This window comes from Chryseobacterium limigenitum (assembly GCF_900114875.1).
GTDB lineage: Bacteria > Bacteroidota > Bacteroidia > Flavobacteriales > Weeksellaceae > Chryseobacterium > Chryseobacterium limigenitum.
In genome coordinates, this window is the sequence record NZ_FPKW01000027.1 from 16,243 (window position 1) to 30,214 (window position 13,972).

Consider the following 13,972-nt stretch of genomic DNA (forward strand, 5'->3'; position numbering starts at 1 on the left):
GAGATTAAACTTGATTTGTGTATTTATAATCATTTTACATATTAAAATATGTAAATATAGAATATTTTCGTTAAAATATTGTTAATTTAATGAAAACGTTACATAACATTCACCTATATACTAATCTTTTTAGTCATATTTGAAGCCCAACTAATCTCTCAAATAAATATTTTCATACATCAATACATAAAATAGTTCTAAATAAGATTCTTTAACAACTAAACATTCATAAAGTGAAAAAAACGGGATTTTTTTGTCTAACTTTTTTCTAATTTTCTAAGCAATAGCATTAAGAATGAAATAAAACTTTTTCAACACAAAAATTCTAATCAACTCTGAAAAGATATATAATCAGATCATGGTTTAGATATAACAGACGTTTAGCGTATAAACTCAGCTTTTTTTTCGCGGTTTCTTTCTTTTACATATTTAGACATAAAAGCACTGTGGTATTTTATTTTATCCTGACCACAATCATAATGCCTTGATCGTTATATTCAAAACCACATACAGTATATTGATAACTTTTCTTAAAGATTGTCAGTATACTGTATGTATCTCTAAATTCCGATACTCCAATTTTGGTCTTCTACAGAAATTGTAAAACAATCATAGATATTCATTTTTCAGTAATACATCAACATAAAACAATATACAATACCATAACCAACCATTAAAATTGTTTTCACTAAAATTTTACACTTATATTTAGTTATCATTATTTATTCCGTATTATCTAACTAAAATCGTTATTTTAGTAGTAAATTAAAAACTAAAACCAATGGGGACTTGCAAAATTTTCATAGTTGACGATGACCCTTTTTTCGGAGAAATGTTAAAATACCATCTCCAGCTAAATCCTGACTATGAAGTCCAACTTTTTAACACGGCAAAGAATTGTCTCTCAGGACTTTTTCTTAACCCTGATATTATCTGTATTGATTTTGGACTTCCGGATATTCAAGGTGATGAGCTTTTTAAGCAGATCAAACATCTGTATCCTGATCTTCCCATCATAATTATCAGCGGACAGGAAAATATAGAAGTGGCCATCAATTTTCTAAAACAGGGAGCAAAAGATTATATCGTAAAAAATGAGCACACAAAAGAACTCCTGTGGAGTTCCATTATCAGGCTGAAAGAAAATATATCGCTGAAACAGGAGGTAGAAGACCTGAAAGATGAACTTGAAAAAAAATACACTTTTGAGAACACCATCATTGGACAAAGCGAATCTATAAAGGGTATATTCTCAAAAATAAACAAAGCGTTAAAATCCAGTATCAATGTTTCAATTACCGGAGAAACGGGTACAGGAAAAGAAGTGGTAGCGAAAGCCATTCATTATAATTCACCCAGAAAGAACAAGCCTTTTGTAGCGGTGAATATGGCTGCTATTCCTAAAGAACTTGTAGAAAGCGAATTTTTCGGTCATGAAAAAGGGGCATTTACAGGAGCTGCGGAAAGAGCTTCCGGAAAGTTTGAGCAGGCTAATGGAGGAACCATTTTTTTGGATGAGATCGCAGAGCTTGATCTCAACATCCAAAGTAAGCTCCTCCGCGCTCTACAGGAAAGAGAAATTACAAGAGTAGGTGGAAACCAGAAAATAAAGCTGGATGTAAGAGTGATTACAGCAACCCATAAAAATCTCGCACAGGAAGTAAAAAAGGGTACTTTCCGGGAGGATCTGTATTACAGAATTATAGGCCTCCCTATTGAACTCCCTCCCTTAAGGGAAAGAGAACAGGATACTTTAATTCTTGCCAGACATTTCATAGAGCTATTTTCAAAGGAAAATAAAATAAAACCTTTGGGATTATCTGTTGATGCTAAAAAAAAACTTCTCGCTTATAGTTTCCCCGGAAATGTGAGAGAATTGAAATCTATCATTGATCTGGCCTGTGTAATGTCTGATAATCCTGAGATAACGGCAGAAGACATTAGTTTTTATACCCTTGAAAAAGATTCAGACTCTTTTCTCGACGGGCAAAAAACATTAAAACAATATACTACAGATATCATCCTCCACTTCCTGAAAAAAAACAATAATGATGTGATTAAAACATCAAAGGCTCTGGATATAGGCAAATCAACCATTTATAATCTTATTAACAATGTTGAAATAAAAAAATACTAGATGAAAGTTGCCAAATTACTTTTTATAAACGGAGAATGCAGACATGAAAGGAATGATGAAAATCTAGACTATCAGAAAGCTCAGCTCGTCATAGGATACGGAGCCAGACACCTTATCGAAAACAATGATTTTTATTTTCAGCTCAAAGAAAAGTTTCCCCATGCAGAGATTGCCTTATCATCATCGTCCGGAGAAATTTTCTGTAATGAAGTATACGATGATACTGTAGCTGTTACCATTATCAGTTTTTCAACATCTCATATTAAAACTTCACAGATTAATATAGAAAACTTTCCGAACAGCTATGAAGCCGGGAAAACCCTTATGGAAAAGCTTCCTAAAGAAAACCTCAAATGGGTATTTGTTTTATCGGATGGCAGTCGCGTCAACGGCAGTCAGCTGGTTCAGGGACTGAACGCCGTACGTCCTGATCATGTATTAATTTCAGGAGGATTGGCAGGTGATGGGGACAAATTTGAAAAAACAGCAGTTGGTTTAAATCAGATCCCTTCATCTAATCAGATTGTAGCAATTGGGTTTTATGGAGAAAAACTGGAATTATCTCATGCATCATACGGCGGATGGGAAAGCTTCGGACTTGAAAGAACTGTTACCCGTTCTCATCATAATATTCTATATGAAATCGATCATAAAAATGCCCTTGATCTTTATAAAAAATATCTCGGAAAGTACGCAGAAGAGTTACCCGGTTCTGCGCTTCTTTTTCCTCTTTCCCTTAAATCTGATGACGACTCCTCCCCTGTTGTACGTACCATCCTTTCTATTAATGAGAAAGATAATATGATGGTCTTTGCAGGTGATCTTCCCGAAGGAAGTAAAGTAAGATTTATGAAGGCTAATATGGACAGATTGATTGATGCAGCCAATGATGCGGCCAGTGAATGCCTTAAAATAAGTCATAATAAACCTAAAATGGGAATTATTGTGAGCTGTGTAGGAAGAAAATTAGTTTTAGGAGACCGGACTGCTGAAGAAGTGGAAATGGTGAGGGATGTATTGGGAGCTGATACCATCATTACAGGTTTCTATTCATATGGTGAGATATCCCCGCTGAAGCCCTTTGATGATTGTGTCTTACATAACCAGACTATTACCATTACCACCGTTAACGAAACTGAATAAAAATGGAGCCGGAATTTCACAACCTATTAAAAAGACAAATCAACAAATATCTTACAGAAGACTGTAAGTCTCATCCGCAGTTCAAAAATTTCATCAATGCTGTAAATCAGTCTTATCAATCTTTTGAAAGAGATAAAGAACTCATGGATCATGCTTTTAAACAGAGTGAGGAAGAGTATCAGGAAATCTACATCAGCCTTAAAAACGAGAACATTTTAAAACAAAAATCGATCTCTAATCTGTATGAATCCATCAAAATTCTTGATCCTACGATTGAACATCAGGATTCTGAGGATCTGACTGAACTGTCCTTTTATGTATCTGAACAGCTGAAAAAAAGAATCTTTCTTGAGAAACAGCTCAATCAGCAACTCCAATTTCAGAATCTGTTAATGGATATCTCTTCTGAGTATATTAATATTCCTTTTGAAAAGGTGCCAAAAAGTGTCCAGAAATCACTTCAGGAAATGTCTGAATTTGTGAAAGCAGACAGAGCCTATATTTTCAGTTATGATTTTGCAAACAGCACCTGTTCAAACATGTATGAGTATTGCAATGAAGGGATCAGTCCTCAAATAGACAATCTTCAGAACGTACCTCTTGGCATCATCAGCGAATGGGTGGAAGCCAACCAAAAAGGGGAAAGTATTTATTATCCGGATGTTCAGCGATTACCGGAAAGTAATCTCAAACAACTCTTGCAGGAACAGGATATCAAAAGTCTGCTTGTAATACCGGCTATGCTGCAAAATGAATGTCTGGGCTTTATAGGTTTTGATTTTGTAAGGGATTATCATAAAGTATCAGATACCGAAAAAAATCTTCTCACCATATTTACGCAGGTTCTTGTAAACGTGAGGGAGCGTCTTGTTCTTGAAAAAGACCTTTCCAGAACGGTGGAAATTCTGAAAAAATTGTTGGCGAATCTCCAGTCAGGAATCCTAATGGAAGATGAGAAGAGACAAATAATCTTTACCAATGATTTATTTTGCAAAATGTTTAATATACCTGTTCCCGCCGATGATATGGTCGGAATAGATTGTACAAATTCTGCAGAAGAATCTAAAGCCCTGTTTACTAATGAAGATCATTTTGTTCAGAGAATTAATGAAATACTTAAGGAAAAGAAAATCGTGATCAATGAGCTCCTGGAAACCCGGAATGGAAGGTTTTTGGAAAGAGATTATATTCCTATTTTTATTAATGACTATTACAAAGGGCATCTCTGGAAATATAATGATATAACGGAACGTGTTGTTATCCAAAACCAGCTCAGACAAAGTGAAGAACGCAACAGGATGATCATGGACTCTGCCATGAGCGCCATCATCATTACCAACCACAAAGGCCAAATCACTTTTTGGAATAAAAGTGCAGCTTCTACCTTCGGCTGGACAAAAGAAGAAGTAGAAGGTGAAAAAATTATTGAAAAAATCTTTCCGAAAGCAGATAAAATGCTCTACACATCAATGCTGAATAAACAAGTTGAACGAAGCATTATCAAAAAAAACGGAGAAGAACTTACGGTAGAAATATCCGTTATTGCTGTAGAACAGGATAATAACAAATATTACTGCTACTTCATCAAAGATATTTCTGAAAGAAAAAGAGGGGAAGACCAACTCAGAAGGCAGGAAGAAAAATACCGGAACATCATTGCCAATATGAATTTGGGCTTGCTGGAAGTAGACAACAACGAAACAATCCGCTATGCCAATCAGAGTTTTTGTGATGTATCCGGCTATGATCCGGATGAGTTAATTGGCAAAAGTCCTTCACAGCTATTTGTATACGGAGACAATAATCTTGAGTTTGTAAAAGAGCAGATCCTATTAAGAAAAAAAGGAGTTTCAAGTGTATATCAGCTTCCTGTAAAAAATAAGAGAGGAGAAATCAGATGGTGGGCAATAAGCGGAGCGCCTAATTATGATGATAACGGTAATCAACTTGGTTCGATAGGAATCCATCTTGATGTTACAGACCAAAAAAAACTGGAAGAAGAACTAAAACAGGAAAAAGCAAAAGCATTGGAGGCATCCAAAGCCAAAGAAGTTTTCCTTGCCAATATGAGCCATGAAATAAGAACACCTCTTAATGCTATTATAGGTTTTCTAAGAGAGTTGAAAAGAATAGGCCTTAATACCACCCAAAAACAGTTTGTAGAAAACAGCTATAATGCTTCGCAACATTTGTTATCGATTATAAACAATATTCTTGACATTTCCAAAATCGAATCCGGTGAAATGTCTCTGGAGAACAAAAGCTTTTCATTACAAGAAAGTATCGAAAATGTTATTACCATTCTACAGCCTAAAGCAAAACAAAAAAAATTACAGCTATACGCTGTTTTTTCAAAGTCTCTTGCCCCTGCTCAAAAAGGTGATTCCTTAAAGATAGAACAGATTCTGTATAATATTATCGGCAATTCATTAAAATTTACAGATAAAGGTGAAATAAAGGTAGATTGTACTATTCTTAAAGACTTTTCTCATTATCAGACAGTCTCTATCTGCATTACTGATACCGGAATCGGAATGAGTGAAGAGTATGTAAACAATATCTTTAAAAAATTCAATCAGGAAGACAGCTCTATTTCCAGGAAATATGGCGGTACAGGTCTTGGAATGACCATTACCAAAGAGCTGGTCTCATTAATGAAAGGAAAGATAGAAGTGAATAGTGAGAAAAATAAAGGAACTGCTATCACCATCACATTCAATGTGGATAAAGGAAATGAAGAATCACCTTCAAAATCTTCCCAAAAGAAACAGAAAATTTCTATTCAGGGAGTTCATGTCTTGCTGGTTGAAGATAATGAACTGAATCAGCTGGTTGCTGAAAATTCTCTGAAACATTTCAAATGCAGTGTTACCAAAGCGGACAATGGCAGAATGGCAGTAGATCTCTTAAGGAAAGAACAGTTTGATATTATCCTGATGGATATCCAGATGCCTGAGATGGATGGTATAGAAGCCACCAGAATAGTGCGGGAAGAACTTGGAATTGAAACACCCATTATCGCCCTTACCGCAAACGCTTTCAAAACCGAGATAGACAATTGTATCAGTGCAGGAATGGATGACTATATTACCAAACCGTTTATTGAAGAGAACCTGCTCAATATTATTCACAAATACACTAAAATTCAAAGAAGAACCAACACAACGATATCCAATATGAGCAAAACACTTTATGATCTTAAAAATATACAGATCCTCAGCAGAGGAGATGAGGATTTTATTCAGAAAATGCTTTCGATATTCATTTCGCAGACCCAGGAAACAATTCCTTTGGTAGAAAAAGCATTCGAAGAGAAAGACCAGACAGAAATAGCCAGGCTCATCCATAAGATCAAGCCCAGTATAGAAGGCATAGGTATATATTCCATTAAAGAAAAAGTAAAACAGCTGGAAGTATCAGCAAAAGAACAGCACACAAATCTTGCTGAACTATATGCTCTATTTGAAAGTATAAAAAAAACGCTTACTACCGTAATAATCCAGCTGAAGGAAGAGATTAAATAAAGAGAAACCATCCAAAATCAAGACTCAATTCCATATTTTGGAAAAAGTAAATATTTAAATATTTGATTTTCAAATAATTAAATACAGGCACAATAATAGACTTATTGTTTTCAAATTAAAAAGATGGAAACAAATAGTCAAAATTTAAAGTTCTTTATTGTAGATGATGACAGATTCTGTGCAAGTGTATATGAACAGTATTTAAAAAATCATCACTATGAAGACATTATTTGCTTCAGCAGTGGCGAAGAATGCCTGGATGAGCTTCATCAGAAACCAGATGTTATTTTTCTGGATCACAACATGGAAGACCTGAACGGCTTTGAGGTTCTAAAGAAAATCAAACGTTTTGACCCCAACATTTATGTGATCATGGTCTCTGCACAGGAAAACATCGATACTGCTGTAAATGCGCTTAAATACGGAGCATTTGACTATCTGGTAAAAGATGCGAATGTCTGCGAAAAAATGACAGAAACGATAGAGAAGATCTTGAAAATAAAAGAAGAAATGTCTCAAAACAAATTAAAAGGTTTCCGCAAATTCTTTTCAATTTTATTTTAAAAAACTATGGCAAAAAAATTCATCATATCATCCATTTTCATGCTGTTGCTTTTTTCCTGTAAAACATATAATGTACTGGAAGAAGAGCAGCCATCGCGAAGTATGCAGGATTTCAGTTTCGACCCGAATTACGAATACAGAATCCGCAAAGATGACAAAATAACGCTTTCAGTTTGGGGACAGGATGACCTGAGTGTGGGATCCGTATATGGAATTTATAACTCTAACGAGGTCTATGGAAAATGGCTTTTGGTGGATATTAACGGAAATATTGAAATTCCAAAATTAGGAACAACTTCTGTGATTGGGAAATCTTTGCCCGAGCTGAAGGAAGACATAAAAACCAAGCTTAAAAAATGGCTTGTGAACCCGATTGTTGATGTGAAAGTTCTTAACAAAGAAATTGCCGTGATGGGCGAAGTACGAAATCCGGCAGTAATTCAGGTCGATAAGGATCAGAATACATTACTTGAGCTTATCTCAAAAACAGGAGGTTTTGAAATGTACGCCAACTTAAAATCAGTGAAAATTTTAAGACAGGAAGGAGAAAACGTAAGGGTTACCAACATAGACCTCACCAAAATGAAAGATGTTCCCAATCAGAATATTATGCTCCATCCGGGAGACTATGTTATTGTACCTTCTAAGAAGAGCAAGGATTTTGATAAAAGAGTTTCTACCATAATCCCCTTTACAACAGTGACATCCGCAGCAGCAATACTCATTGGGCTTCTATAAAAAAACGATCATGAATAACGAAAATGTACGCTTTCTGAAACCTTTATTAAGAGGTTTGCCCATTGTTATCCTGGCAATAGTCATTTCTGTATTGGCGGCAAAAAAATACCTCAACTATGTAACACCGATGTATGAAAGCACAGCAAAATTAAAACTTGCTGATACCCAGCAGGGCGTTCCCAGTGCCAATCTTTTTAAAGATTTCGATGTGTTTGCCTCTGCCAACAAAATCAGTACAGAGATCGAGGTTTTAAAATCGACCTCACTGATAGAGAAAACACTCTCGAAGCTCCCTTTATCTACAGAAATCTACAGAAAGGGAAAGGTTCAGTCGGTTGAGCTTTTTAATGATTCGCCTATTAAAGTAGCAGCAACCTTCAGTGATGATAAAAATAATGATAAAAAATTCCTGTTAAACGTCCTATCCAAACAAGCCTACTCTATTACCGTTCCCGGTACTGCCACACCGAAAAAGGGAAATTTCGGAACTCCGGTTCATATAGACAATGGACAAATACTCATCAGCCTGAATGAAAATTACATCCAGTCCAGACCAGATGTTAAAATCATCGATCAATATGAAATTGAATTTTTAAGCAGAGAAAAACTTCTGGATAACATCAATAAAAACCTGGATATCGTCTCTGTGGACAAAGACGTTCCGGTGATCAGGATCAATTATAAAAGCAATGTACCCGAAAAAGCGGCATTGATCGTCAATACCCTTGCAGAAACCTACATTCAGGATTATATTGAAAATAAATACCGTGCCGCCAATACTACTGTAGATTTCCTCAAAGGAGAAATTGGGCAGGCCAATCATAAACTTTCTGATGTAGAGAATCAAATTGAAAACTACAAAAATAAGGAAAACATCATCAATATTCCACAGGAAACAGAGACCGATCTTAGGAAAATATCCCAGCTCAAAATCCAGAAAAGCAATCTGAAAATGAATTTGGATGCGATAAAGGATCTTAACGGATATGTGGCACAGGGTAAAGACAATTATCTGGATCTTGCCACCAATTTTGAGGCCTTTAACGATCTTCTTTCCACGGAAATGATGAAAAATATAAAGCAATTACAGGCAGAAAAAAAGGATCTTCTTCTCACCTACACCCCAGAACATGAAAAGGTAAAAATAATAGATACTAAAATCAAAGATCTTACAGACTATCAAACCGAAAGTATCAGGAATACACAAAAAAATCTACAGATCAAATACAATGATATCGATCAGGATATCCGCGTCGCTGAACAGGCTTTTGTAGGCTTACCGGAAAAAGAAAAGCTCCTCAACATCATGAACAGAGAGTTTAATCTTTATGAAAAAAATTATAATTTTCTAAATGAAAAAAGAATAGATGCTGAAATTGCCAAAGCAGCGAAAATTTCATTTCACAAAATTATTACCAGAGGAGAGATTTCTACCCATCCTGTATCTCCCATGCGTTCCATCATTATCATTGTGGCAGCTATTATGAGCATGATCGGATCTATTGCTCTTATCTATGCCATCCATTTTGCCAAAGCAAAAGTAAATGATGTATATACGATCGAGAAAAACAGTTCCATCCCCATCGCTTTCACAACCCCTTTTATTAAAAAAAGAGAAAGAATACCTTATTATTTTCTTGAGAACATTCTTGAAATGGAACTCAAAGGCATCATCGCAGAAAAAAATACCATCTGCATCACTTCCTATGACAATCCCGAACATCATACCTTCCACGCCAAAAATCTCATCAAAGCACTACAGATGCAATCAAAAAAAGTTCTGGTGGTGGATGTTTCAAATACCTTGAAAGATATTCAGGCAGAGCATTATATCAATTTTTCCGGAGATGAAAATCTTAAACTTACCTCAACGGATATTCACAACATGATCCGCGAAAAAATAAAAAGTACGGACGTTTGTATTGTTAATAATCAGGCCATCAGACAAGGAAAAATGCCGCTGCTTTTTCTGAAAATTGCCGATCAGAATCTTTTCCTTTTAGACAGCCGGAAAACAGCCACCAAGAGCATTATGAGTGTAGAACTGCTAAAAGATGAATATAAGCTTGATAATCTATGGTTCATCCTTAATAAAGAAGGCTACAATCCGAGCATTCTCACAACCGTAAAAAAATTAATCAAAAAAAATAAACGGTGAAAAAGCTGAAAGAAATAGCGTCCAAACAATCATCTCTGGTCTTCACAGATCAGCTGATATTCAGTGGATCCAACTTTCTGCTTACTTTTTTACTGGCCAGGAAACTGAGTATTTCAGATTTTGGTTTGTTTTCTTCCGTTCTTTTGGTCACCTATCTTCTTGTCGGGATCTGCAATGCAGTTATTGTACAGCCATTCCAGATTTCAGCAGCAAAAGAATTCAGCAGAAAATCGCTGGGATTTGTTTTTCAGGCTGCTTTGCTGTTGATCTTTATTTTTGCTTTGCTATTGTTTACAGCCCAGTTTTTACCTATTTCCGCCATAGAATTTTTTAAGAAAAACTTATCCGCGGTTATTCTTTTTACAACTGCCTATATTTTTCAGGATTTTGTCAGAAAGATCTTATTGACAGTTGATCGCATTTACCTCGTACTTTTTATTGACAGCATTTTTCTGGCTGTTTTCCCTTTAATCTGGTTTGAACAGAGTCTTAATTTATTTAAAAGCCTGTATATCATAGGTATTATTAATTTTGCAGCATCCATTCCGGGAATCATCTACTGTATAAGAAATTCAGACTTTAGCTTCAAAAACAGTTCATTCTTCCGCTATCATTTTATGGAAGGAAAATGGCTCCTGAGCGCCTCTGTTGTACAATGGTTTTCAAATAACTTCTTTACTCTGGTCGCAGGTATTTATCTTGGTATTAATGCGTTGGGAGCATTAAGGCTTGTTCAGTCTTTTTTTGGAGTCATTAATATTGTTCTGCAGACTGTTGAAAACTATTATCTTCCGAAAACGGCCCAGCTTCATTATCAAAATAAAGGACAGGAAAAAAAAGAACTTCTTAAAAATATGTCGAAAGGAATGATGGTACTGGGAATTCTTATTGCCGGCTTCTTTATCTTTTCAGAACCTCTTATTACTTTTCTCGGAGGGCAGAAATATCATCAGTATGGTTTTGTTATCCGGCTAATATCCGTTTTGTATATCGTTATCCTTTACAGCTACCCTACCCGAATCGCCATCAGAATTTTGGAACAAAATAAAGCTTTCTTTATCGGTTATTGCATTTCTTTTGTTTTCTCGCTCCTGAGTTTTCATTTCCTTTTAAAGTATTTTGAACTGTACGGAGCCGTTTCAGGCCTTGTGATCAATCAGATTCTAATGATTGTGTACTGGAAGATTCTTCTTAACAAAAAAAATATTTCTGTATGGGCATAGTGCATATTATATTAGGCAAAGCCAATCCCGAAAAAATGAACGGGGTGAATAAAGTCGTGTACAATCTGGCGACTCAGCAGGCAGAAAAATCCGGGAAGGTAGAAGTGTGGGGAATTGCTGAAAACACAGAGGTTAATTATCCGGAAAGAAATTTTAAAACCAAAGTTTTTCAAAAAAGTAAGAACCCTTTTTCTATTCCTAAAGCCCTTACAAAAGAAATTCTGAATGCAAATCATAACACTATTTTTCATCTTCATGGAGGATGGATTCCGGTATATTACTCTTTAAGTAAATTCCTGAAAAAACATCAGCGCAAATTTGTAATTACCCCTCACGGCGCTTACAATACGATTGCCATGAACAAAAATAAATGGGTGAAAAAAATCTATTTCAGGTTTTGTGAAAAGAAAGTAATCGGAAATGCAACCAAAATACACTGCATCGGCGAAAGTGAAATAGAGGGACTCCAATCTATATTTCCGACAGACAAAACCGTTCTTATCCCCTATGGATTTGACAAAATAGTCAACAGCTTTCCTGAAAAAGCAAACAACAGCACGATCCTGTTCGGCTTTATCGGAAGACTCGATATTTTTACCAAAGGACTGGATATTCTTATGGACAGCTTTTCAGATTTTATCAAAGAAATTCCTGATGCAAAGCTTTGGATCATTGGAGACAGCAATGAAAAGCATCAACTTCAGCAAAAAATAAAAGAGCTTCAGCTTGAAAAAAAAGTAGAACTGTTGGGAAGTAAATTTGGAGATGAAAAGAATTCGCTGCTGAATCAGATGGATGTCTTTGTGCACCCTTCCAGAAATGAAGGCCTCCCTGTTTCGGTTATAGAAGCCGCTAATTTTGGAAAGCCTTGTATCGTCACCAAAAACACCAATATCGGTTATTTAATTGAAGAATATGGTGCCGGTATTACCATTCCCTACCCTGACCGGGAGTTATTACTACAGGCCATGTGGGAAATATATACCATCTGGAAAGATAAAAACCGATATGATACAACTTCTCAAAATGCACTGAAAATGGTTGAAAAAGCATTCGATTGGGAACATATTATCACTGAAATGAATTCCAGACTTTATCATCTTTAAAACATGGAAACTTTACCTATATCCCATCAAAAATTTTTAAAAACAATAAACAGCCAGCTTTTTATTGTCCTTTTATTAATGGTTGCCTGCTTTTTTACATGGAGTGAGAATGTCGCGATTACAAGAGCCATAAAAGTAGTGGGAAGAATGGGCGTTATGTTTTCATCTATACTTATTTATCAGAAAATAATCAGGTATGGCAGCATCAATTCTCTTGCCTACAAAAACATCTTCTCGCCTATTCTTTACATGACCTACCTTATGTTGGGGTTTATCTCCTTTTCCTGGAGTACCAACCCGGGTTTTAGTGCCCTGCAGTGGTTTATGACTTTTCAGAGCTTTGTTTTTGCCTACTTTTTTGTGAAAAGCCTTAAAATTCTGGATATCTATTTTGAAGGACATACTATCAGGCTCTATCATTTGCTTGGAAACACGGTTTTTATCCTTCAATTGGTTTTCGTTATTGGAATGTGGGTAGCTCCGGATGTTTTTTTCCGTCTCACAGATGGCGGTGAGGAAGCAAGACTTGGCGGAACTTTAATGAATCCCAACGAACTGGGAATGCTCGCCGGTGTAGGATGTGCCTGTCTTATTTTTGACCTTTACCGCTTTAAAAATAAAGTATGGACCATCATCAAAATTCTTATCATCATGTATGCCCTATATATGACAGGATCGAGATCTTCTCTGATCGGGGTGTTGCTTATTATATTTTTTCACATCAATCAAACCAAACAAAAAACACTGAAATTTTCTATTCTGGCGCTTGTTGCCATGGTTGCCCCTTTTGCTGTATACACGGTTATTTTAAAAGGCGGTGATCAGGAGAGATTAGAAGAAGTAATGAGCCTTACAGGAAGACTGCCTTTTTGGAAAGCACTCATTACAGAAGGCCTTCCAAGAGAGCCCCTTTTTGGTTTTGGTTTTATGCGGATCGACTACAAAGAGTTTTTCCAGAGTGCCCATACCTATCCCGGAAAAATGACCCATAATACCTTTATGCAGGTACTGATGAATCTGGGATTCGTTGGTTTTACAATTGTTTTATTTCAGGTATTTTTTACCGTGAAATCCATTTTATCCGAACAAAAAGAAACTAAGCTTATGCTGATCGGAATCCTGATTCCTATTGTTATTAATTCTTTCACAGAATTTGGAATCTTTGGTGAGAGTAATTATGGCATCATGTTTTACCAGATCATCATTTTTTCCATTGCCTTCAGGAACAATAATCATCTTACCCGTCCCCAAAAAATTATATTAAGAAAAAAACGGCCGGATCTTACAGTCTGAAATTCCAACCTTTACACTATTTTTCCATTTTTTGGAAAATAAAAACCAAACAATCAAATATAAAATACTGAAATATAGACATTTAA

9 protein-coding genes are annotated in these 13,972 nt (G+C 35.7%); all 9 read left to right on the plus strand.

The genetic code is table 11. The annotated features are described in order from the left end of the window. Nucleotides 1-781: 781 nt before the first annotated feature. The 9 genes from BT156_RS20020 to BT156_RS20060 all read left to right on the plus strand — a co-directional run bounded on the left by BT156_RS20020 (nt 782) and on the right by BT156_RS20060 (nt 13,886). A complete protein-coding gene (locus BT156_RS20020) occupies nt 782-2,137 on the plus strand; it encodes a sigma-54-dependent transcriptional regulator (protein ID WP_072412705.1) in 1,356 nt (451 codons plus the stop codon). Continuing rightward, nucleotides 2,138-3,280: an FIST signal transduction protein gene (locus BT156_RS20025; protein ID WP_072412706.1), complete on the plus strand. Its 1,143-nt coding sequence runs from the start codon at nt 2,138-2,140 to the stop codon at nt 3,278-3,280. Between the two features lie 2 nt (nt 3,281-3,282). Further along, nucleotides 3,283-6,804: a PAS domain S-box protein gene (locus BT156_RS20030; RefSeq protein ID WP_072412707.1), complete on the plus strand. Its 3,522-nt coding sequence runs from the start codon at nt 3,283-3,285 to the stop codon at nt 6,802-6,804. Nucleotides 6,805-6,927: 123 nt separating this feature from the next. Next, nucleotides 6,928-7,368, plus strand: a complete 441-nt coding sequence (locus tag BT156_RS20035) for a response regulator (RefSeq protein WP_072412708.1) — start codon at nt 6,928-6,930, stop codon at nt 7,366-7,368. A gap of 6 nt (nt 7,369-7,374) precedes the next feature. Beyond that, complete coding sequence (locus BT156_RS20040) at nt 7,375-8,106, plus strand: polysaccharide biosynthesis/export family protein (RefSeq protein WP_072412709.1); 732 nt, start codon at nt 7,375-7,377, stop codon at nt 8,104-8,106. Nucleotides 8,107-8,116: 10 nt separating this feature from the next. Continuing rightward, nucleotides 8,117-10,264 (plus strand): GumC family protein, encoded by a 2,148-nt coding sequence (locus BT156_RS20045; protein WP_139255534.1) that lies wholly within the window; start codon nt 8,117-8,119, stop codon nt 10,262-10,264. Then, nucleotides 10,261-11,487, plus strand: a complete 1,227-nt coding sequence (locus BT156_RS20050) for a lipopolysaccharide biosynthesis protein (protein WP_072412711.1) — start codon at nt 10,261-10,263, stop codon at nt 11,485-11,487. Before BT156_RS20045 ends, BT156_RS20050 begins: the two co-directional genes overlap by 4 nt. Beyond that, nucleotides 11,478-12,593, plus strand: coding sequence for a glycosyltransferase family 4 protein (locus BT156_RS20055; RefSeq protein WP_072412712.1), 1,116 nt, complete (start codon nt 11,478-11,480; stop codon nt 12,591-12,593). The genes BT156_RS20050 and BT156_RS20055 overlap by 10 nt, the downstream gene beginning before the upstream one ends. A gap of 3 nt (nt 12,594-12,596) precedes the next feature. After that, nucleotides 12,597-13,886: an O-antigen ligase family protein gene (locus tag BT156_RS20060; RefSeq protein WP_072412713.1), complete on the plus strand. Its 1,290-nt coding sequence runs from the start codon at nt 12,597-12,599 to the stop codon at nt 13,884-13,886. The last annotated feature ends 86 nt before the right edge of the window (nt 13,887-13,972 follow it).